This window comes from Yersinia thracica (assembly GCF_902170565.1).
Taxonomy (GTDB): domain Bacteria; phylum Pseudomonadota; class Gammaproteobacteria; order Enterobacterales; family Enterobacteriaceae; genus Yersinia; species Yersinia thracica.
This window is the reverse complement of sequence record NZ_CABHXX010000031.1, coordinates 1-21627: the sequence shown is the minus strand read 5'-3', so window position 1 is coordinate 21627 and position 21627 is coordinate 1. Positions and strand designations below refer to the sequence as shown.

Genomic DNA, 21627 nt, shown 5'->3' with positions numbered 1-21627 from the left:
TATATATGCTATCAAATAAAAAGCCCCCGAAGGGGCTTAAGCTACTTATTATTGATAATCTACTTAGTTATATCCGTTATGAGTGTAAATGTTCCGCATGGAAACGCAGATGATCTTCAATAAATGTCGCTATGGTGAAATAGCTGTGATCATAACCCGGCTGAATACGCAGAGTCAGAGGCCAGCTACGCTGACGTGCTAACTCGGCTAATTTTGCCGGTTGTAACTGATCGGCAAGGAATTGATCGCCATCTCCCTGATCCACCAACATTGGCAACTGGGTTTCTGCATGTGTCAGTAAATGGCAGCTATCATATTGTAACCATTGGCTTTCATCTGCACCCAGATAGGCACTAAAGGCTTTGCGACCCCAGGGAACCTGACACGGATTGACGATTGGCGCGAAAGCCGAAGCGGATTGATATTGCTGTGGATTACGCAGTGCCAACATCAGCGCACCATGGCCGCCCATGGAGTGACCACAGATAGATTGACGCGCACTGACACTAAAGTGCTGACGAATCAATGCGGGCAATTCCTGACTGACATAATCGTACATATGATAATGCTGAGACCAAGGGGCTTGTGTTGCATTGAGGTAGAACCCAGCCCCTTGACCCAAATCATAGCCATCATCATTAGGAACATCATCACCACGTGGGCTGGTATCCGGCATGACCAGCACTAACCCTAATTCGGCCGCGACCCGTTGTGCGCCCGCTTTTAGAGCGAAGTTTTCATCATTACAGGTGAGCCCCGATAGCCAGTAAAGTACTGGCGGCGGATTATCATCCCGTGGTGGCGGCAGATAGATGCTGAAAGTCATATTGCAATTCAGGCTGCTGGCGGCGTGGCGGTAGCGCTGTTGCCATCCGCCAAACATCCGGTGCTCTTCGAGAAGTTCAAGTGACGTATTCATGCGTTGTCTGCCTCCCTGATCTATTTGTTTTCTAAAGTATGGTTTTCTAAAATAGGGTTTTGTGAAGATTGATCGAAATGAATTACTGTACGAATGGATTTACCCTCATGCATCAAATCAAAGGCTTCATTGATTTGGTCCAACCCCATGGTATGGGTAATGAAATCATTCAGGGCGAATTTTCCATCCAGGTATTGCTGCACAATGCCCGGTAATTCTGAACGGCCTTTTACACCACCAAATGCAGAGCCACGCCAGACGCGGCCAGTCACCAGTTGGAATGGGCGGGTTGAGATCTCTTCACCGGCACCGGCGACACCAATAATCACTGATTCGCCCCAACCTTTATGGCAGCACTCTAAAGCTGAACGCATGACATTGACGTTGCCAATACATTCAAATGAGAAATCTACGCCACCATCAGTCAGCTCAACAATCACATCTTGAATAGGTTTATCATAATCTTTCGGGTTAATCAGGTCCGTCGCACCCAGTTTGCGGGCCAGCTCGAATTTGCTGGTATTCAAATCGATCCCGATAATTCGGCTAGCACCGGCCATTTGTGCACCAATAACCGCTGATAAACCAATGCCACCTAAACCGAAGATAGCCACAGTGTCGCCCGGTTTTACTTTGGCAGTATTGATAACCGCCCCCATGCCGGTGGTGACGCCACAGCCGAGCAAACAAACTTCTTCTAATGGCGCTTCTTTATTGATTTTTGCCAGTGATATTTCTGGCACGACGGTCAGTTCAGAGAACGTTGAGGTGCCCATATAATGGAAAATTGGCTGGCCATTTTTAGAGAAGCGAGTGGTGCCATCGGGCATCAGCCCTTTACCTTGTGTGCTGCGGATTGCCTGACACAAGTTGGTCTTGCCGGAGCGACAGAATTTACATTCACCACATTCAGGTGTGTACAGTGGGATCACATGGTCACCCACCGCAACACTGGTCACGCCTTCGCCAATGGCTTCTACAATACCGCCACCTTCATGACCCAGAATGGCCGGGAATACGCCTTCAGGATCTTTGCCCGATAAGGTATAGGCGTCAGTGTGGCAAACTCCACTGGCGACAATTCGCACCAGGACTTCGCCTTTTTGTGGCGGCATTAAATCAACTTCTTCAACGGATAGCGGCTGGTTTGGCCCCCATGCGACTGCAGCGCGGGTTTTAATCATCTTCATGGTGTTGCTCCTATAGCTTCTGCGTAATGAGTGTTATATCCGTCATACTTCAAGTTGCAGGTGTGTTGGCTGTCATCACTACTCGGCCCATCCATGGGACTCGCCTCTGCGAGGCCGCTGCAAGCAGCGTTCAAATCTGCTCCTGACAGATTTGTCACCCAATTCATTGAGTTATCTCAACTCCTTGGGTTCATTTCGTTGCCGCCTACCTGAAATTCGAATTATTTAGGGTGTAATATATTCTTTATGTATCATATATGTTTCATGTGATCGTTCCCGATGACAGCAAACGATTATTGTATAAATTATGGTCGGAAAAAGTGGCTCTGCCCGCTCAATTACGGAGTTTCAATCTGTTCAATGATTAACTCTTTGAGGGCGCGAACATTAGGGCTAAAGGCATCTTTGCGCCAAATAAGCCAGGTTGCAGTCTCGGCAATATCGGGTGGCAGGTGATGCACTTGCACTCGTTCGTGGCCGGGTAGCAGCGCCAATACTGAATGCGGTATCAGCGCTAACCCCGCTCCGCTAGCCACACAAGCTAGCATGGCGTGGTAGGACTGAATTTCCATGATATGTCCGGGTAAACAGCCCGCCTGACGGAACCAGCTTTCCAGCCGCAACCGATATGAACAATTGGGACGAAAAGCAAACAAAGTTTCATCCACGGCATCACGGGCTTGCAGAATAGGTCGGTGATCCAGACAGGAAATGATCACCAATTGCTCCTCGAAAGAGCGGCAACCGTGCAATTCATTATGCTGCACCGGGCCATCGACCAATGCGGTCGCCAGTGTTCCTGCCCGGACTTGTTCAATAATTTCGCCGGAAGTCCCGGTGGTCAGTGATAAAGAGACCTTGGGATAGCGCTGGTGATAAGTCGCGAGCAGATTGGGCAGGCGAGTGGCCGCGGTACTTTCCATCGAGCCGAGTGGGAAGTTACCGGCAGGTTCACCCGCATGAGTAATGCTCATGGCCTCTTCGCTCAGCGCCAGAATACGGTTGGCATAGCAAAGAAAATTGTGCCCCATGGGTGAAAGGCGCAGGCGCTGTTTTTCACGGATGAACAGGTCTGCACCCAACTCTATTTCAAGCTGGCGCAGGCGTGTCGTCAAATTTGAGGGGACGCGGTGCATCTGCTCCGCTGCTCGGGCAACGGACCCCGTTTCCGCGACACAACAAAACATGCGCAGCTGGGTCAGGTCCATAATTATTCTCTTTTTGTGATGAACTTAGTGAGTATTATTCATTTTTTGTGATTCTAATGCTCAGGTATGATATTCGCAACTTTCTTTTAGCAGACTGTCTGCGTAATGAATTGACAGCAATAGATAGGCGGGGCGGATGGCATTAAGAATTGCATTGAGTGGCTTTCTGGCATTAGTGGTGGCGATGGGGATAGGGCGTTTTGCTTTCACTCCCCAACTGCCACTGATGATAGCGGAGCATCAATTCACCCTGACTGGGGCGGGGTTGGTTGCGGCATTTAATTATCTGGGATATTTATTTGGCGCTTTTGATGCCATGCGGGCCAGCCGCCATGTTGAACGCCGCTTATGGCTAGGGATATGGGGAGCGGCGGCGTTGACATTGCTATCGGCGTTTGTTGACGGGCCGTGGTGGCATGGTGTGGTACGTTTTGCTATTGGCTGGGCCAGTGGCTGGTCGATGGTGCTGATTGCCGCCTGGACCAATGAGCGATTGGCGCATTTTGGCCGCCCTGCGCTGAGTGCGGCTGTCTTTGCTGGGCCGGGGGCTGGCATATTCATCAGCGGCATGTTGGCTGTGCTGATCCATAGCTATGGCTTATCGGCGGGAGAAGCTTGGCTAGTGTATGCCGTATTGGCGTTGATTATTGTTGCTGCCATTAGTATTAATTTACCGCGCAGTGGGGAATTGCATCGCCCTCATATTGCCGCTGTGCCACTGACTTTAACTCCAGCACTGAAGCGGTTGGTATGGAGCTACAGTCTGGCGGGTTTTGGCTATATTTTACCCGCCACGTTTTTATCGCAGATGGCCACCGCCCGTTTCCCTGATAGCCTATTTGCCCAGTTTGTCTGGCCTGTTTTCGGTGGTGCCGCCGTGATAGGTATTACCCTCGGTATTCTGACGCGCCATTGTTTGACATCACAAACACGGCTGGCATTAACCCTGTGGGTACAGGCCTTAGGGGTGCTGTGTGCAGAATGGGTGCCGGGTGTGAGCGGGTTGGCATTAGGTGCATTATTAACCGGTGGCGGGTTTTTGAGTGTCGTCCAACTTTCTTTGCAACATGGTCGCGAATTGGCACCGGAACACACCCGGTATATGGCCGGTTTATTGACCACCGGCTATGCTATCGGGCAGTTGGTTGGGCCGATATTATCCGCGATTTCGACCGCATTGACCCACCGGTTGGAGCCTGCGTTATATGTAGCAATAGTGGCACTGATGATTGCCGGGGCTTTGGTGATTAAAACGCCTGCCCGTGCGCGGGAAGCTGTTGTCGAACCAGATGCAACTCTTTCATCATGATAAAAAGAACCGCAGCAGATGAATAACCATCATTGGGTATCAAGAACAATCATTGGATATCAATAACAATCACTGGATAATCATTTTGCTCTCAACTAAAGTGGGGAGCAAAATCTGAACGTGATCTACATCATGTTTATCTCGCTCAGACACGTATGCCTGTTGGAGAAAAGAATGTCATCGCTGAGTAAAGAAGCTGAGCTGGTTCATGAAGCACTGCTGGCCCGTGGCCTTGAAACCCCATTGCGCAAACAAGAATTAGATGCCGAAACGCGCAAGACCCGGATTCAGGAACATATGACGCAAGTTATGCAATTGCTGAATCTTGATTTATCTGACGATAGCTTGGCCGATACACCAAGACGTATCGCCAAGATGTATGTTGATGAGATTTTCTCCGGACTGGATTATGAGAATTTCCCTAAAATCACACTGATCGAAAATAAAATGAAAGTCGATGAGATGGTTACGGTGCGTGATATCACCCTGACCAGTACTTGTGAACATCATTTTGTCACTATCGATGGTAAAGCAATAGTCGCCTATATCCCGAAAGACAGTGTGATTGGTTTGTCCAAAATCAATCGTATCGTGCAGTTTTTCGCCCAGCGCCCACAAGTGCAAGAGCGGTTGACACAGCAAATCCTGCTGGCCTTGCAGACCTTGTTAGGGACAAATAATGTCGCTGTTTCTATCGATGCTGTGCATTATTGTGTGAAAGCGCGTGGTATTCGCGATGCGACCAGTGCGACCACCACCACGTCATTGGGCGGGTTGTTCAAATCCAGTCAGAATACTCGTCAGGAATTCCTGCGTGCTGTTCGTCATAATAGCTAATATCATCACGGTTAATTAGCTTTTTGCCAAAAAGGGCACCATTGGGTGCCCCTATACAGGATGTCGGGTATGCGTCAACGCATCGCAACGTTAGACAGCGCGCGAGGTCTGGCCATTCTTGGCATTCTTCTGCTCAATATTAGTGCTTTTGGCCTTCCCAAGGCTGCTTATCTTAATCCTGCTTATCTTGGTCTTCCCTCTGTGTCTGATAGCTGGACATGGGCCATTCTTGATATTGTCGCGCAAGCAAAGTTCCTCTCTATTTTTGCTATTTTATTTGGTGCTGGCCTTGAACTGCTGCTTAAACGCGGCAAAGGTTGGATACGGGCGCGGCTTTCCCTCTTATTGTTATTAGGGTTGATTCACGGCATTTTCTTCTGGGATGGCGATATTCTCTTAGCTTATGGTTTGATCGGCCTGGTGTGCTGGCGAATGATTCGTGATGCTAAAGATGCAGCCAGTTTATTGCGCACCGGGGCGGTGCTTTATTTGCTGGGGGTGGCGGTGTTATTGCTGCTGGGTTTTGTCACCAGCGGCGAGCCGGGCCGCTTTTGGCAACCGGGGCCAGCAGATTTGCAATATGAGCAATTCTGGAAATTACAGGGTGGGGCGGAGGCTTGGAAAAACCGGCTGGATCTGTTGTCATCCAATTTGATTGCTATCGGCGCGCAATATGGCTGGGAACTGGCGGGATCAATGCTATTGGGGGCCGGGCTGATGCGTTGCGGTTGGCTACGTGGGGAATTCAGTTTGCGCCATTACCGGCAGCTGGCTGCTTGTTTGATACCGCTTTCATTAGTTATCCAAATACCAGGTGTGGCACTGCAATGGTTGGTCGGATGGGATTTCCGTTGGGCCGGTTTTTTACTACAAGTGCCGCGTGAGCTGGGCGCGCCCCTGCAGGCGGTAGGTTATTTGGCCTTGCTTTATGGTTTCTGGCCGACATTGGCGGGCTGGCGGGTTAGCCATTGGTTGGCACAGGTTGGCCGTATGGCACTGAGTAATTATTTATTGCAGACATTGATATGCACTTTTATCTTCTATCACCTCGGCTTCTATCAGCAGCTAGATCGCCTACAATTGTTAGCTGTCGTTCCATTGGTTTGGCTATGTAATATCCTCTTCTCCTTGTTATGGCTGCATTATTTTGCCCAAGGGCCAGTCGAATGGCTTTGGCGTAAATTGACCGCCTATGCTTGTGGTCAATCGTTACAGCCGCGCAACACCAAGTCTTGAATGCGTCTAAAACAGGATAATGATTGAGCAGTTGCAAATTTGTATGTAAACGTTTTCTTTCTTGTGACGTATTTCACGTGGCAGTCTCAATAAACTGGGTAGGATAGGCCACCTGCCATGACAGGTTGTGCTTAACCTATGCATGGCGACTTATTGATAAAATAAGACTCACAGGATAAGGTCATGGCCGCTCTGCATTCAGCTGGAAACAGTATTACTATTCGCGATGTGGCCTCACGGGCGGGCGTTTCGCTGGCCACAGTTTCAAGAGTGCTTAATAACAGCGCCTCTATTCGGCCAGAAACTCGGGCTGCCGTGCTGAAAGCGGTGTCAGAGCTGGGCTACCGCCCTAATGCCAATGCGCAGGCGCTGGCAACTCAAAGCAGTGATACGGTCGGTGTGGTGGTGATGGATGTATCAGATCCCTTCTTTGGTGCATTGGTGAAAGCGGTAGACACTGTTGCACAGCGACATCAAAAATATCTATTAATTGGCAATAGTTATCATCAAGCGGATAAGGAGCGGCACGCTATTGAAGTGTTACTCCGCCAGCGCTGTAATGCATTAGTTGTCCATGCTAAGGCATTGAGTGACGGTGAATTAATTACCTTTTTGAACCAAGTTCCCGGCATGGTTCTGATTAATCGAATAATTCCCGGATTTGAGCATCGTTGCGTCGGATTAGACAATGTTAGCGGTGCGCAAATGGCATGCCGCCTGCTGCTTAAACAAGGCCATCAGCGCATTGGTTTCCTCGGTTCCAATCACCCTATAGATGATGCAATGCAGCGTCAGACGGGTTACCTCAATGCACTTGAGGGGGCCGGTATCACTGTGTCTGATACTTGGCGCGCCTATGGTACCCCAGACTTGGCCGGAGGGGAGCGAGCGATGATTGACCTGCTGGGGCGCAATTTACAACTCAGTGCAGTGTTTGCCTATAACGACTCAATGGCTGCTGGAGCACTGGCGGTGCTAAAAGAAAATGGTATCAGTGTGCCTGAGCAGTTTTCGCTGGTGGGCTTTGATGATATCCCGATTGCTCGCTATACTAGCCCTAAATTAACTACAGTCCGCTATCCTATTGTTTCTATGGCAACTTTAGCTACAGAGCTGGCGCTTGAAGGTGCCAGCCGTGCGCCAGACCCGCATGCGGCCTATTGTTTTAATCCTACACTGGTGCCCCGGCATTCAGTCGCAATTTGTGGTGTCGCTCACTAGTTCGGTATTTATTCTTGTGTAACCGTTTTCAATCTGTGAGAAAATTCACAGATTCTTAACAACGGCCCGTCTATGCTCTAGTTGTTTTCTACCTGAATGTATCAATATGTCATCAGTTACCGGATAAAAAAACACACGGTAGCGGGTTTTAGAATAGCGATTTACAAACGCGAGTTCCGCAAACGACGAGTTTGTAAATGACATGGTTTTTGACGACTCAGGCAGCTTTTCGGAGTGGAGTGTGTTCAAGGACGAAAGATATGAGTGTCAGCTGCTTTGAACGATGGGTCTTTCTCACGTTAAGGCGATGGTGTTATCACCCTGTACTACCCTACATAAACCCGGAGATACAAATGAATAAGAAGGTTTTCACATTAGCGACTCTGGTTGCCAGCATGATGTTCGGCGCGGCGGCTCAAGCTGATACCCGTATTGGTGTCACTATTTATAAATATGATGACAACTTTATGTCCGTGGTCCGTAAAGCTATCGAGAAAGATGCTAAAGCATCTCCTGACGTTACCTTACTGATGAATGACTCTCAGAATGACCAATCCAAGCAAAACGATCAAATCGACGTGTTGCTGGCGAAAGGCGTAAAAGCGTTGGCAATCAACCTGGTTGACCCAGCAGCAGCGCCAGTGGTTATTGATAAAGCCCGCGCAAACGATGTTCCAATCGTATTCTATAACAAAGAACCTTCACGCAAAGCGCTTGATAGCTATGATAAAGCTTATTATGTAGGGACTGATTCCAAAGAATCTGGCGTTATCCAGGGTGAGTTAATCGCCAAACATTGGAAAGCCAATCCAAATTGGGATCTGAACAAAGACGGCAAAATTCAATTTGTGCTGTTGAAAGGCGAGCCAGGTCACCCAGATGCAGAAGCTCGTACCACCTATGTTATCAAGACCCTTAACGAGAAAGGCATCCCGACACAACAATTGCAGTTAGATACCGCAATGTGGGATACCGCACAGGCTAAAGATAAGATGGATGCGTGGTTATCTGGCCCGAACGCCAACAAAATTGAAGTGGTTATCGCTAATAACGATGCCATGGCAATGGGCGCAGTGGAAGCATTGAAAGCACATAACAAAACCAGCATTCCAGTCTTTGGTGTTGATGCCTTACCAGAAGCATTAGCTCTGGTGAAATCAGGTCAAATGGCCGGTACTGTTCTGAATGATGCCAACAATCAAGCTAAAGCGACCTTCGATCTGGCTAAAAACCTGGCCGATGGCAAACCTGCTGCTGAAGGCACTAAATGGAAAATCGAAAACAAAATAGTACGAATTCCATATGTAGGTGTTGATAAAGATAACCTGGCTGAATTTACTAAATAATAGCCAGTAGCAGTGATGGGATGTACCTACAGCAGCTCTAACCGCTATGGGTAAAGACGTTATTATTAACCTTCTGGCCCCGTTATTGGGTGACCAGCACCGGGGCGGAAGGTTTTTTGCATTGATCCTTATTTTGAATATGCGCTAAACGACTGGTGCTGTATATATCCAGGACGTCAGTGGCAATTCTTAGCCAGGTACAATTATGGCCGATATTAATACAGCACAACCTCGCGAGTGGTTGCTGGAAATGAGTCATATTAATAAATCATTTCCGGGCGTAAAGGCGTTAGATAACGTAAATCTTAAAGTGCGGCCAAATTCGATCCATGCCTTAATGGGAGAGAATGGTGCAGGTAAGTCAACGCTATTAAAATGTCTGTTTGGTATCTATAAAAAAGACTCCGGAAGCATTATCTTTCAGGGGCAAGAAATAGAATTTAAAAGTTCTAAAGAAGCATTAGAACAGGGTGTCTCTATGGTGCATCAGGAGTTAAACCTGGTATTACAACGCACCGTAATGGATAACATGTGGTTGGGCCGTTACCCAACTAAGGGTTTCTTTGTCGATCAAGATAAAATGTACAAAGATACCAAAGCAATCTTCGATGAATTGGATATTGATATTGATCCACGCGATAAAGTTGCCACTTTATCGGTATCCCAAATGCAAATGATCGAAATTGCTAAAGCTTTCTCTTACAATGCCAAAATCGTCATTATGGATGAACCCACTTCTTCATTAACTGAGAAAGAAGTTAATCATCTATTTACGATTATCCGCAAATTAAAAGATCGCGGCTGCGGAATTGTTTATATCTCCCATAAGATGGAGGAAATATTCCAGCTGTGTGACGAAATCACTATTTTGCGCGATGGTCAGTGGATTGCGACCCAGCCACTGGAAGGGCTGACCATGGACCAGATAATCTCAATGATGGTCGGGCGCTCACTGAGTCAACGTTTCCCCGATCGCCTTAATAAGCCCGGTGAAGTCATTCTGGAAGTGAAAAATCTGACCTCACTGCGCCAACCTTCAATCCGTGATGTGTCCTTTGATTTACATAAAGGTGAGATTCTGGGCATTGCCGGGTTGGTGGGGGCAAAGCGCACTGATATTGTTGAAACTTTATTTGGTATCCGCGAAAAAGTTGCTGGCACTATTAAGTTGCATGGCAAGAGTATTAATAACCACAGCGCTAATGAAGCCATTAATCACGGATTTGCCTTAGTAACAGAAGAGCGTCGTTCAACCGGGATTTATGCTTATCTCGATGTTGGTTTTAATTCCCTAATTTCTAATATTCGTAATTATAAAAATAAATTTGGGCTGCTGGATAATGCTCGCATGAAAAGCGACACCCAATGGGTTATTGACGCTATGCGAGTAAAAACGCCTGGTCATCGCACCAGTATTGGTTCTTTATCGGGTGGGAATCAGCAGAAAGTCATTATTGGCCGTTGGTTACTGACTCAGCCAGAAATATTAATGTTGGATGAACCGACTCGGGGGATTGATGTCGGTGCTAAGTTTGAAATCTATCAGTTAATGACTGAACTAGCGAAGAAAAACAAAGGAATTATTATTATTTCCTCTGAAATGCCTGAGCTATTAGGGATTACTGACAGAATTTTGGTAATGAGTAATGGTCAGGTTGCGGGAATTGTTGAAACAAAACAAACCACGCAAAATGAAATATTACGTCTTGCATCCTTGCATCTCTAATCTAGTCGAAGGTTCTTATTATGAATGCGTTAAATAAGAAAAGTATGCTCACTTACCTTAAAGAGAGCGGGATTTACGTCGTATTATTCGTATTGCTGGCAATAATTATTGTCAAGGACCCGACATTTTTAAGCCTGATGAACTTAAGTAATATTCTGACCCAATCTTCTGTGCGTATTATTATCGCGCTCGGTGTTGCGGGGCTGATTGTGACCCAAGGGACCGACTTATCAGCCGGTCGCCAGGTGGGGTTAGCGGCGGTGGTTGCGGCAACAATGCTACAAGCCATGGATAACGTTAATAAAGTTTTCCCAGATTTACAGACTGTACCTATTCCGATCGTTATTTTAACCGTGTGTTTGATTGGCGCGATTATCGGATTGGTCAACGGTATTATCATTGCTTACCTGAATGTGACACCATTTATTACCACATTGGGCACCATGATTATTGTTTACGGGATTAACTCCCTGTATTACGACTTCGTGGGCGCATCACCGATTGCCGGTTTTGACCCTGCATTCTCAACCTTTGCACAAGGGTTCTTGCGATTTGGTGATTTCAAACTCTCTTACATTACTTTCTATGCTTTGATTGCTATCGGTTTTGTTTGGGTACTGTGGAATAAAACGCGCTTTGGTAAAAATATCTTCGCCATCGGCGGTAACCCAGAAGCAGCAAAAGTTTCTGGTGTGAATGTGCCACTAAACTTAATCATGATTTATGCGCTGTCTGGTGTGTTCTATGCATTCGGCGGGATGTTGGAAGCGGGCCGTATCGGTAGTGCGACGAATAACCTGGGCTTCATGTATGAGTTAGATGCGATCGCCGCTTGCGTGGTCGGCGGGGTGTCATTCAGCGGCGGTGTCGGTACGGTTATCGGTGTTGTGACCGGGGTAATCATCTTTACTGTGATTAACTACGGGCTGACTTATATCGGTGTGAACCCGTATTGGCAGTACATTATTAAGGGCGCGATCATTATCTTTGCAGTAGCACTGGACTCACTGAAATACGCTAAGAAGAAATAATCTTTTAGTGGCAATAAAATGAAAACCAGCCAAGATTATCTCGGTTGGTTTTTTATTGATTTTTCGCTTTATCTTCTGCCAGCCGTTGTTCCAGTTCAACTAACTGTTCTGGCGACACTGCCGGATAGCCTTGTGCATCATCGGGTATGACGTGTACTTCAGGGATAGGAATTAATGGCCCAAGGAAGCGCGGCTCACGTTTCAGAACATAGAGATCAGACAATGCGCCGAGGCGGGCAAAGACCTCGCGTACCCGGACATTGAGCATATTTTTGGGGGATGGCACGGCAAAACACTGTGCTTGAATCCCCATATGCAGAGCAATAAATAATGCCCGCTCGCAATGGAAACGCTGAGTAATGATAATAAAATCATTAGTATCAAACACCTTACGAGTGCGCACAATAGAATCTAACGTGCGAAAACCTGCATAATCCAACACGATATCAGAGGAGGGGACCCCTGCGGCTATCAGGTCACGGCGCATAGTCATCGGTTCGTTATAACTGTGTAGAGCATTATCACCGCTAAGCAGTAAGTAACTGACTTTGCCACTGTTATAAGCGTTTAATGCCCCTTGAATTCGGTATTGATAAAACTGATTAATACCACCGGTACGGTAATATTTGGCGGTACCCAACACCACACCGACCTGCCGATGGGGTAAGTCTTGTAGCTCATCATAAATAAAAGGGGCTGTTTTCCAGCTGATCCAGCGATCGAGCGCAATAGCTGTCACCATCAGCAACCCTGCGATGATAATTAAGCTAATAATCAGGCGTTTCCACATTCTGAGGCCTTTCGTGCATTCAACTCACTGGTGATAGTGCAAGGCTACTGTACCCGCCGATATCATGCCAATAGTTTCTTATCTACTTTGGGTTAAATTGTATAAAAGGAGCGTATTAGTAGATACCCGGCCTACGCAGTTACGCAGGCCGGGTACGATTTAAAACGAAGTTCGTTTGTAGGTACGATACTGTGGTTGCCAATAGTTGTGCTCAATGGCTTTTGCCAGTGCTTCTTCTGAGGTCACAATGGCGACGCCTTGCAACTGTGCGGCTTTACCGACCTGCATTGCAATGGTCTTTGACACCGCTTGAATATCGTCGATATTCGGCAACAATGCCCCTTCACCATTAAGCGCTAGCGGTGAACACCCGGCTAATGCGCGGCTGGCAGCCATTAGCATGCCGTCGGTAACGCGTTTGGCACCGGATGCCAATACTCCCAAGCCAATACCGGGGAAGATATAGGAATTATTGCATTGAGCAATTGGATACAGTTTATCTTTATAACTCACGGGTGAGAAGGGACTGCCCGTCGCCACCAGTGCTGCGCCATCGGTCCAGTTAATAATGTCTTCTGGCCGAGCTTCTACCCGCGATGTTGGGTTCGACAGTGGCATCACGATTGGGCGCGCACAGTGTTTGTGCATCTCGCGAATCAATTCTTCGGTAAACAACCCCGGCTGACCAGAAACGCCAATCAGCACTGTAGGCTTGGCATTACGCACTACATCCTGCAATGAGATTGAGTCACTGGCCAGATTCCAGCCCAGCAATGAATCACTCTTCTGCACCAGTTTACTTTGAAAATCCAATAAGTTAGGGAGTTTATCAGTCAACAGGCCGAAACGGTCGACCATAAAGACGCGCGCTCGGGCTTGTTCTTCGCTCAATCCTTCTGAGATCATCTGTGCGATGATTTGCTCAGCAATCCCGCAACCGGCAGAACCGGCACCGAGGAAGGTGACTGTCTGGTCGCGCAACTGGCTACCTGCGGCATGACTGGCGGCAATCAGGCTACCCAAGGTGACCGCCGCAGTGCCTTGAATATCATCATTGAAACAGCACAGTTCATCACGATAGCGGTTGAGTAGCGGAGTCGCGTTATTCTGAGCAAAATCCTCAAACTGCAACAATACATTCGGCCAGCGACGTTTTACTGCCTGAATGAACTCATCAACAAATGCATAATATTCATCGCCGGAAATACGCGGGTGACGCCACCCCATATACAGCGGGTCATTCAGACGTTGTGGATTGTTGGTACCCACATCCAATACCACTGGCAAAGTATAAGCCGGGCTGATACCACCACACGCGGTATACAGTGAGAGTTTCCCAATGGGAATACCCATACCGCCGATACCCTGATCGCCAAGGCCAAGAATACGTTCGCCGTCGGTGACCACGATAACCTTAACATTCTGCTTGGTGGCATTTTGCAGCATGTCATCAATGTGTTCACGGTTCGGATAGGAGATAAATAACCCGCGCGCGCGGCGATAGATATCCGAAAAGTGTTCGCAAGCTTCACCTACCGTCGGGGTATAAATAATGGGCATCATCTCACTGAGATGGGCTTCCAGCAGGCGGTAAAACAGAGTCTCATTGGTATCTTGAATATTACGCAGATAAATATGTTTATCATCGTCGTTTTTGAAATCTTGATACTGGCGATAAGCACGTTCGGCTTGTTCCTCAATGGTTTCAACCGCTTCCGGTAATAAGCCGTGTAAATTGAAGTGGTTGCGCTCATCATTAGTGAAGGCGCTACCTTTATTCAATAAAGGAAATTCCAATAGGATGGGGCCAGCGTAAGGGATGTACAAGGGGCGCTTACTTTCGTATTCCAGTTCCATGAGTTTTACTCTTTGACTTTGGGTAGAGACAGTAATTGTTGCCCCGATCCTAAAAGATAAGAAAAATATGTACAGCTTTTGTTAGTTAAATAAAACAACTGCGGGTAAAAGTGCGAGCCAACTTGCAGATTCAATAGCTAATCAGCAACATGCGGTGTTTTATTGCGCAACACCCCGCATTTACTCATTAGCTGTTTGTGTCATTACATCGCGGCGGATTAATTCACTGTCAGTTCAATCCGCTGACCAAACGAAACATTACCATCCGGATCAGCAAAATAGGCCCAATAACCCACAGGTTCGCCGGAATCTACCGGAGCTGATCGTCGTCGGCCTTGTTGGTTACGCGAGCAAGTTAGCAAAAGTGTGAAACAAAGTGATAACCGGGGTTAGTCAGGTAACCCCGGATTGAGTGCTATTTGTTTAAAATGTCACGCGTTTTACGTCAGTGCAACCAAGGGCGGCCAGTGTGGCTTGAGTTGCAGCCCACTGAGTCAGCATCGGCTGGCTGCCTTCGACCAACACTGCGCGGCGAATAGCACCACAATTTTTGCCCGAAAGATTGGTCAGAATCAATGCGGCTTGCAGCGGTGGCAAACTCGGGTTGAAGGCCGCATTTTCAGCATAACGGCCCGCATAAATGTTGCCATCTACCGTTTCTAATGCCACACCGCTGTGAGAAAGGCTGTAAGGGGCATGGCTGTGGTTTGCACCATCAAGTGCCACCTGAATTAAGGCGTCAGTGTCAGTCACTTTATATTCGTGATTGACTGGGTCCATCAGCAGGGTGGTGATATCCAGATCTTTCGGGCCGAAAGAGTCGGGTAAATATTGCCCCAGTGTTGAAGCCGGACGGCCTGGTAGATGAATGTGCAGGCCAGTTCCGCTGTTCAGTTCATTCATAAACTGGCGGCAATGACCACATGGCGTGTAATTGACGGTAATAGAAACCAAACTGGCCTCATTGCGCAGCCATGCATGGGTGACAGCGCACTGTTCGGCATGAATGGTTTGTTGCAATGGAGCACCACTGAACTCCATATTGGCACCGAAATAGAGATTACCGCTCATCCCCCTGGCAATGGCCCCAACCTTAAAATGGGAGATAGGCGTTAGCGCACAAGCGGCGGCCAATGGTAACAAGGCAAATGCCAGCGCATCGTCATCTAACCCACTGATGCTCTTCACTGTTTCAACTTGCTTAGCTGTCAGCATTGCAGGGAAATCGTTTGCGCTCAAGATAGGTTCAAGGGCGGATTGCAGTGAGGCGGGCAACGTAGCCCAAGCGTCATGAAAACGTGCTTGCATAGTGTTCTCTCCAATAGTTACGGGAAACTATTTTAGGCAGCTTAGGGCTTTCTTGGTGTGATTTGGATCTCGTTATATATGAAATCTATGCAAGTAAAATCCCAAATGAGAGATGTATCTCAAATTTATACCATAACTATCAGCCAAATAAATGTAGCAGTACCGGAAACAAAAAGGGCGCCAGCAGTGAGGTTATAATCCCGCAGATAACCAATGCGAGTGAGCTAAACGCGCCTTCCTGGAAATCTAACTCCGCACAACGGGCAGTGCCGAGGGCGTGCGAAGCTGTCCCCATTGCCAAGCCGCGCGAGGCTTTGGTGGTGATTTTTAACAGGTTCAACAAGCTGTGACCAAAAACGGCTCCCAGAATGCCGACAAAAATAACGCATACCGCACTGATGGCCGGTAAACCATGAATGGATTCGGCCACGGCCATGGCGATCGGCGTAGTGACGGATTTTGGCAATACTGAGGCCGCAATTTCAGGGGTTGCCCCCATCCATAGGGCAACGGCAGTGCCACTGACCATGGCGGTAATACTGCCGATAAAACAGATGCTAATGATGGATTTCCAGCGGGCGCGGATCTGATGCAACTGTTCATACAGTGGGAAAGCCAGTGCCACCACGGCGGGCTGCAACAGGTCATTCAGGATTTTGCTGCCCGCGAAATAGTTGGCATAGGGCATATGTGTCACTAACAACAATGGAATGATGACAACCATTGATATCAATAATGGGTTGAGCAGCGGCATTTTCAGCCAGCGGGCCAAACGACGGGCGCTGAAGAACACAATGAGAGTCAGTGGTAGTGACCACCATAAGTTGCTGATCATTTGTCTTCCTCCGTGTGAGTCGGAGAACCAATTACCTTGCGCTCACGGTGGACATACTGCGAACTGTAGGCCACCACCAACATCACAATCAGGGTGCTGACAAAGCAGGAAACCACGATCGGGCCAAATTGCTGGGTCAGTTGATCATAATATTGCATTACGCCGACACCGATCGGCACAAACAGTAGCGCCATATAGCGGATCAGCAGGTGGCAGCCGGGTTTCACCCAAGTTGAAGGCAAAATCTGTGAGGCAAGCAAGGCAAACAGAATCAGCATGCCGATGATGCTACCGGGGATAGTGATGGGCAGCAGCAAGGCCAGCGCCTTACCTGCCCATAAGCACAGATAGATAATGGCGAAAGCCCGCAGATACTGCCAGCAAAGTGAAGTCACATTGCGCATAGAAAGAGTCCTGAGTGACAGAATGCATTCATCATACAATTAAGTTTAGCACTGTGCCAGTCATCACAGTATGAATAAAATAGAGGTTATTGACAAAGTGCCCGCAGCGGTGAAAACAGGCAGATCGTAAAGACGCCGTCAATACATCCATGTAGGCTCGAGCCGCGCCATCCCTGGCGCGGACGCTTTACTCCTCTGCCCGTCCTCACCACCTGAGATCGAGTCGTCGAGGTTTGTCAGCAGTCTGAAAATACTCATCATTTTTCAAATTGCAGGGGGACTGGCTGTCGGCTCTTGTTGCCTTTTAGCCAGTTGGTAGCCGCGATAGAAGAATACCAACCCCAAAATAGCCGCAATAATCAGCATATAGAACATCATTTGTGGGGCCGCATAAGCTAACAAAAAGCCGCAAAGTACCGGATTAGCCGCCCCGCCTAACTGACCGAGATTCTGTACCCCATAGTAACTACCTTTAAGATTTGCTGGAGCAATAAAATCGATAAACAGGTATTCGACCGGGATAACAATAATCTCACCCAATGAGAAAATCGCCATCGCCAGCATCCACACGGGGATTGACTGCTGAGCCACCATAAATCCGAACAAACCAATAATAAAGAACAGGGTGCCGAGCATTAACCAGCGCATTAAATTCTGTTGATTCATACGGCGGCTTAATAGGTATTGCAAAGTAATGACAATGGCCGCATTGACCGTCATCACGGCACCAATCACTTGATAAGCAAATTTGGCATCAGACACAGTAATCAGGTATTGAGATAAGTAGCCGGAGAACTGACCAAAAACGACGGCACTGAGCATGCTCCCAATAGTGAAATAAATCAGCCGCTTATCATGACGCAAAATACGGAATGTCTGGCGGAAATCTGGCACGGATTCGGTCTGTGTCTGTTCGGCGATTGACATATCAGCGCTGTTTATTCTGAATTTCAAGGTGATGGCTACCAGTAACGCCAGTATTCCCGAAATGATAAAAGGGACTTGCGGGCCCATGTTGACCACCAACACCCCTAATCCTGGGCCGATCGCCCAGCCCACATTCACTAGCGTGTAGTTAGCGGAGAAAGCTTTAATTCGTTCATTAACCGGCAGCCAGTCAGCAAAACAGGCTTTAATGGCGATAGCGTAGACCGAGTACGCCGAATGCAACAATGCCAGGATCAGGATAATCCACGCCGGATGTTCAACCCACGGCAAGCTAAAAAAGGTCACCGAAAATAGGGTGACAGCGAGCAGAATCAACCGTTTTTTATTGAATTTATCGACCAGATAGCCGCCGTATAAACTGGTAAAAATACCTAAGGTTAAACTCGCCCCAAGCACCAGCCCAACCTTATCGGGAGCCAACTGAAAATGCTCGGCCAAATAGATGGTGATAAAGGGGAGTGTGACGGCTCGCCCAATGGTCAAGACCAATGAGGCAATCAGCAGATTAGTGACACGCGATGGAAATCCTTTCATGGCATTTTCTTACTTATAATTATTTTGGGTAATGAACTGTTTCTATGCGGTTTTTTCAATCAAAAGAATGACTCGAACAGCATGACGACAGAGCGGCTCAGCCAATTACAGTAGACTATTGCAGGAACGAAAGAGAGGGGGAGGAAGAAAAATTTTTGCAAATGGCCGATCGACCTGAATCGACCAGCCATTTATAGGTTTTTAACCTAAATATTCGATGATAGATAGCCCGCCATTATAATCGGTGCTGTAGATAATCCCCTGAACATCAACAAACACATCACACGACTGAATAACTTGTGGGCGACCGGGCCGTTTATCCATCATTTTTTCCGGTGCCGCGGGCACTAAAGCCCCCGTCTCCTTAGGCTGATAGGGGTTGCTGATGTCATAAGCACGAACCCCGGCATTCTGGTAAGTTGCAAAAATCAGTGATGAGCTGATAAAACTGCCTGGCCGGTTCTCATGCAGATTATGCGGGCCAAAATGTGCGCCTTTTTTCACATAATCCTGCTCATCAGGCACCGGGAAAGTTGAGATACTCACCGGATTGCTCGGCTCACGAATGTTAAATAACCAAATATGTTTCTCGCCATCCTCTTGGTTATCCAGCACCGCTTCATCCAGCACCACTAATAAATCGCGGTCGGGTAGGGGCAATGCAGTATGTGTGCCACCGCCAAAAGGTGGGCTCCAGTTACGATGACTGATAAGCGTTGGCTCCGAGCGGTCGCTGACATCTAACAACGTCAGACCGCCATCGCGCCAACTGCCATATGCAGTGTCGCCGCTGATAATGGCATGATGCAATGCATAGCGTTTGCCGTCTGGCCAAGTGGCTTGCTCACCCGCCGCAGTATGCATGCCGGGTAAAGCATAACGACCAGCAACCTGCGGTTTTTGTGGGTCAGCCAAGTCAATGGTGAGAAAGATATAATCACTGTAACCATCTAATAGCGCAGAAACATAAGCCCAGCGCCCGCCGACATACCAGATTCGGTGGATACCAATGCCGTCAAGCGGCAGGAAACCTATCTCGCGCGGCTTATCCGGCGTCGAAATATCAAAAATGCGTAAACCGGCACTCCAACCGCGGCCTTCTTGCCGGGTACTGACCGTTTGAGCAACTGACTGAGTATAATACACTTTCTCTTCGGCAAAACTGGCGTCAGCGAAGAGGTCACGAGCATTAATCACCAGTAATAGGTCATCATGGGCCTGTAAGTGCACATTCCAGGTGTTGGGCGGTGCGGCGATAAAACCCGCGGGGCGGGGGTTTTTTGCATCACGAACATCAATAATTGAGACGCCCTGCGACACCATATGGCCGACATAGGCGTAACCGCGATGCACCATCACCTGCACACCATCTGGTTTGCCGCCCTGATCGCTATGACCAATCAGCCGCATATTGCGGCTGTATTCTGGTGTCGGCAAGATTCCTTGCGCTGCCATTTATTTCACTCCAAATCGATTAACCACATTGATTTTACTGGCTCATTACTGACCATTTTTGGCCGCGAGGGTAGCAAACCAAGGTGAGTTGAAATCATCAGATTGGCCCCAGCCAGGGATGATTTTACTCAAACCAGCAACGTTAACCGGGCCGGGTTGGCTTGCCAGCAGGGCTTGTGGAATCGAGGCTGCACGGAATTCATAGCTAGCGGGGGTTTCTTCACCAGCAATTTTCTTGGCAATCAGGCGCAAGTTAACCGCACCAATGAGCTTAGGATCGACAGCAACACTGACTTTCCATGGACTATTAGCTTCACGCATCAGTTGCAAATCTTGGTTCGAGATATCAATGCTGTACAGCTTGATTTCAGTACGACCATTTTCCTGTAAGGCTTTATAGGCGCCCTGAGTAAAGGCATCCCAAGTTCCCCAGATAGCGTCGATTTTACCTTTTGGGTATTTTGTCAAGACGGCACCCACTTTATTCGCGGTATCACCTTGAACATCAGATGAAACAGCACCAATAGATTCCAGTTCAATAATGCCCGGATTCTGTTTCAGTAATGTCTGATAAGCGGCCTGGCGACGTTCCATTGGTGGAAAACCGGCTACCCAGAGTTTAATAATATTTGCTTTCCCGTTGAAATCTTTGACTAATTGACCGAAAGATTCATTGGTCAGGGAGGCGTCATCCTGCTGAGTCACGGTTAAACCGGGGATATCGCCCTGAATGGCAGTATCAAATACAGACACCGCAATGCCGCTGGCGGCAATACGCTTAACCAGTTCAGTTGAGTAAGGGTCGCGGCCTTGGGAAAGGATAATTCCATCATATTTTTGGCTGATAGCTTGGTTAACAAAGTCCTGAAAACGCGCATCATCACCATTACTTAAGAAAGTATCGACTTTGAAACCGAGCTTTTTGCCCTCTTTTAATACACCTGACAAGAACTGTGTGGTGTTATCGTCAGAACCTAAATTACGAATTACTGCAATTTTAATCTGCCCTTTATGGTTGGCTATTGCATCTGGAATGGGGGCTACTATGGCGGTGTCCGCAGCGAATACTGGCAGTGCCGTCAGTAGGCTCAGGGCCAGTAATGGGGAAGCAATTTTTTTCATCTGGAACTCCGTCATGGTGTTGATATGTTATGCAATGTGTAGGTTGCTATCATTATTATGGCTATCTTTGTGTCTAGACGTCTATCTGTCTCTGTAGAGCATCATAACCATAACTATTTAGATAAGGAATTAACTTTGTTATGAATTTTTGGATTGCCTTATGTCTTTTAGTTTGGATAGCTTAAATAAACAGCGAAAGATGGGAAGGGGGTGAGTATAATGAGAGCAAATAACACTAATAACCTTTTTATTTTAGTGGTTTTATTTCAATCAAGTTTTATAGCCTTATTTTTATTACAACAAATATCAGGGTTAATATTTTATTTCTCTGTATACACATGACTGGTATTC

At 47.7% G+C, this 21627-nt stretch carries 18 protein-coding genes; 7 read left to right on the top strand and 11 right to left on the bottom strand.

The genetic code is table 11. From position 1 onward, the window contains the following. Positions 1-76: 76 nt before the first annotated feature. From fghA to ptrR, 3 genes are all read right to left on the bottom strand, one after another. Positions 77-919 (bottom strand): S-formylglutathione hydrolase, encoded by an 843-nt coding sequence (gene fghA / locus FTA91_RS04835; RefSeq protein WP_145536274.1) that lies wholly within the window; start codon positions 917-919, stop codon positions 77-79. A gap of 20 nt (positions 920-939) precedes the next feature. Further along, positions 940-2109, bottom strand: a complete 1170-nt coding sequence (locus FTA91_RS04830; RefSeq protein ID WP_050114343.1) for an S-(hydroxymethyl)glutathione dehydrogenase/class III alcohol dehydrogenase — start codon at positions 2107-2109, stop codon at positions 940-942. Between the two features lie 338 nt (positions 2110-2447). Continuing rightward, a complete protein-coding gene (gene ptrR / locus FTA91_RS04825) occupies positions 2448-3317 on the bottom strand; it encodes a putrescine utilization regulator PtrR (protein ID WP_050114341.1) in 870 nt (289 codons plus the stop codon). A gap of 136 nt (positions 3318-3453) precedes the next feature. On the opposite strand from ptrR, the gene FTA91_RS04820 reads away from it, so the two are divergent. The 7 genes from FTA91_RS04820 (at position 3454) to mglC (ending at position 12023) form a co-directional block, all read left to right on the top strand. Next, complete coding sequence (locus tag FTA91_RS04820; RefSeq protein ID WP_050114340.1) at positions 3454-4626, top strand: YbfB/YjiJ family MFS transporter; 1173 nt, start codon at positions 3454-3456, stop codon at positions 4624-4626. 174 nt (positions 4627-4800) lie between these two features. Beyond that, entirely contained in the window at positions 4801-5463 is a 663-nt protein-coding gene (gene folE / locus FTA91_RS04815; RefSeq protein ID WP_038634369.1) for a GTP cyclohydrolase I FolE, read from the top strand. A 69-nt stretch (positions 5464-5532) separates the two neighbouring features. Beyond that, positions 5533-6699: a DUF418 domain-containing protein YeiB gene (gene yeiB / locus FTA91_RS04810; protein ID WP_050114338.1), complete on the top strand. Its 1167-nt coding sequence runs from the start codon at positions 5533-5535 to the stop codon at positions 6697-6699. Positions 6700-6882: 183 nt separating this feature from the next. Further along, positions 6883-7920 carry an HTH-type transcriptional regulator GalS gene (gene galS / locus FTA91_RS04805; protein ID WP_145536271.1) on the top strand — a complete coding sequence of 346 codons (1038 nt, stop codon included), beginning with the start codon at positions 6883-6885 and terminating at the stop codon, positions 7918-7920. Positions 7921-8273: 353 nt separating this feature from the next. Continuing rightward, positions 8274-9266: a galactose/glucose ABC transporter substrate-binding protein MglB gene (gene mglB / locus FTA91_RS04800; protein WP_050114335.1), complete on the top strand. Its 993-nt coding sequence runs from the start codon at positions 8274-8276 to the stop codon at positions 9264-9266. A gap of 205 nt (positions 9267-9471) precedes the next feature. After that, positions 9472-10992: a galactose/methyl galactoside ABC transporter ATP-binding protein MglA gene (gene mglA, locus FTA91_RS04795; protein ID WP_145536270.1), complete on the top strand. Its 1521-nt coding sequence runs from the start codon at positions 9472-9474 to the stop codon at positions 10990-10992. Positions 10993-11012: 20 nt separating this feature from the next. Beyond that, positions 11013-12023 (top strand): galactose/methyl galactoside ABC transporter permease MglC, encoded by a 1011-nt coding sequence (mglC, locus tag FTA91_RS04790; RefSeq protein WP_004388732.1) that lies wholly within the window; start codon positions 11013-11015, stop codon positions 12021-12023. 52 nt (positions 12024-12075) lie between these two features. On the opposite strand, the gene sanA is transcribed toward mglC, so the two are convergent. The 8 genes from sanA to FTA91_RS04745 all read right to left on the bottom strand — a co-directional run bounded on the left by sanA (position 12076) and on the right by FTA91_RS04745 (position 21276). Continuing rightward, complete coding sequence (sanA, locus tag FTA91_RS04785) at positions 12076-12813, bottom strand: outer membrane permeability protein SanA (RefSeq protein ID WP_050114333.1); 738 nt, start codon at positions 12811-12813, stop codon at positions 12076-12078. Positions 12814-12972: 159 nt separating this feature from the next. Then, on the bottom strand, positions 12973-14670 hold the full coding sequence (locus FTA91_RS04780; protein ID WP_050114332.1) for an NAD-dependent malic enzyme: 1698 nt from the start codon (positions 14668-14670) through the stop codon (positions 12973-12975). A gap of 423 nt (positions 14671-15093) precedes the next feature. Next, a complete protein-coding gene (gene cdd, locus FTA91_RS04770; RefSeq protein WP_050114331.1) occupies positions 15094-15978 on the bottom strand; it encodes a cytidine deaminase in 885 nt (294 codons plus the stop codon). 139 nt (positions 15979-16117) lie between these two features. Further along, a complete protein-coding gene (locus tag FTA91_RS04765) occupies positions 16118-16813 on the bottom strand; it encodes a CidB/LrgB family autolysis modulator (protein WP_032818994.1) in 696 nt (231 codons plus the stop codon). After that, complete coding sequence (locus FTA91_RS04760) at positions 16810-17217, bottom strand: CidA/LrgA family protein (RefSeq protein WP_050114329.1); 408 nt, start codon at positions 17215-17217, stop codon at positions 16810-16812. Before FTA91_RS04760 ends, FTA91_RS04765 begins: the two co-directional genes overlap by 4 nt. Before the next feature lie 264 nt (positions 17218-17481). Further along, a complete protein-coding gene (locus FTA91_RS04755) occupies positions 17482-18699 on the bottom strand; it encodes an MFS transporter (RefSeq protein ID WP_050114328.1) in 1218 nt (405 codons plus the stop codon). A 201-nt stretch (positions 18700-18900) separates the two neighbouring features. Continuing rightward, positions 18901-20154, bottom strand: coding sequence for an LVIVD repeat-containing protein (locus FTA91_RS04750; RefSeq protein ID WP_145583002.1), 1254 nt, complete (start codon positions 20152-20154; stop codon positions 18901-18903). A gap of 45 nt (positions 20155-20199) precedes the next feature. Beyond that, positions 20200-21276 carry a sugar ABC transporter substrate-binding protein gene (locus FTA91_RS04745; protein WP_174634907.1) on the bottom strand — a complete coding sequence of 359 codons (1077 nt, stop codon included), beginning with the start codon at positions 21274-21276 and terminating at the stop codon, positions 20200-20202. Positions 21277-21627 lie beyond the last annotated feature (351 nt).

Bases quoted from the DNA above. Each gene is read 5' to 3' on its own strand.
- mglC (WP_004388732.1), top strand. From the start codon at position 11,013: ATGAATGCGTTAAATAAGAAAAGTATGCTCACTTACCTTAAAGAGAGC.
- FTA91_RS04755 (WP_050114328.1), bottom strand. From the start codon at position 18,699: ATGAAAGGATTTCCATCGCGTGTCACTAATCTGCTGATTGCCTCATTG.
- FTA91_RS04830 (WP_050114343.1), bottom strand. From the start codon at position 2,109: ATGAAGATGATTAAAACCCGCGCTGCAGTCGCATGGGGGCCAAACCAG.
- cdd (WP_050114331.1), bottom strand. From the start codon at position 15,978: ATGCAAGCACGTTTTCATGACGCTTGGGCTACGTTGCCCGCCTCACTG.
- fghA (WP_145536274.1), bottom strand. From the start codon at position 919: ATGAATACGTCACTTGAACTTCTCGAAGAGCACCGGATGTTTGGCGGA.
- FTA91_RS04780 (WP_050114332.1), bottom strand. From the start codon at position 14,670: ATGGAACTGGAATACGAAAGTAAGCGCCCCTTGTACATCCCTTACGCT.
- mglB (WP_050114335.1), top strand. From the start codon at position 8,274: ATGAATAAGAAGGTTTTCACATTAGCGACTCTGGTTGCCAGCATGATG.
- FTA91_RS04760 (WP_050114329.1), bottom strand. From the start codon at position 17,217: ATGCGCAATGTGACTTCACTTTGCTGGCAGTATCTGCGGGCTTTCGCC.
- mglA (WP_145536270.1), top strand. From the start codon at position 9,472: ATGGCCGATATTAATACAGCACAACCTCGCGAGTGGTTGCTGGAAATG.
- sanA (WP_050114333.1), bottom strand. From the start codon at position 12,813: ATGTGGAAACGCCTGATTATTAGCTTAATTATCATCGCAGGGTTGCTG.
- FTA91_RS04750 (WP_145583002.1), bottom strand. From the start codon at position 20,154: ATGGCAGCGCAAGGAATCTTGCCGACACCAGAATACAGCCGCAATATG.
- yeiB (WP_050114338.1), top strand. From the start codon at position 5,533: ATGCGTCAACGCATCGCAACGTTAGACAGCGCGCGAGGTCTGGCCATT.
- folE (WP_038634369.1), top strand. From the start codon at position 4,801: ATGTCATCGCTGAGTAAAGAAGCTGAGCTGGTTCATGAAGCACTGCTG.
- FTA91_RS04745 (WP_174634907.1), bottom strand. From the start codon at position 21,276: ATGAAAAAAATTGCTTCCCCATTACTGGCCCTGAGCCTACTGACGGCA.
- galS (WP_145536271.1), top strand. From the start codon at position 6,883: ATGGCCGCTCTGCATTCAGCTGGAAACAGTATTACTATTCGCGATGTG.
- FTA91_RS04820 (WP_050114340.1), top strand. From the start codon at position 3,454: ATGGCATTAAGAATTGCATTGAGTGGCTTTCTGGCATTAGTGGTGGCG.
- ptrR (WP_050114341.1), bottom strand. From the start codon at position 3,317: ATGGACCTGACCCAGCTGCGCATGTTTTGTTGTGTCGCGGAAACGGGG.
- FTA91_RS04765 (WP_032818994.1), bottom strand. From the start codon at position 16,813: ATGATCAGCAACTTATGGTGGTCACTACCACTGACTCTCATTGTGTTC.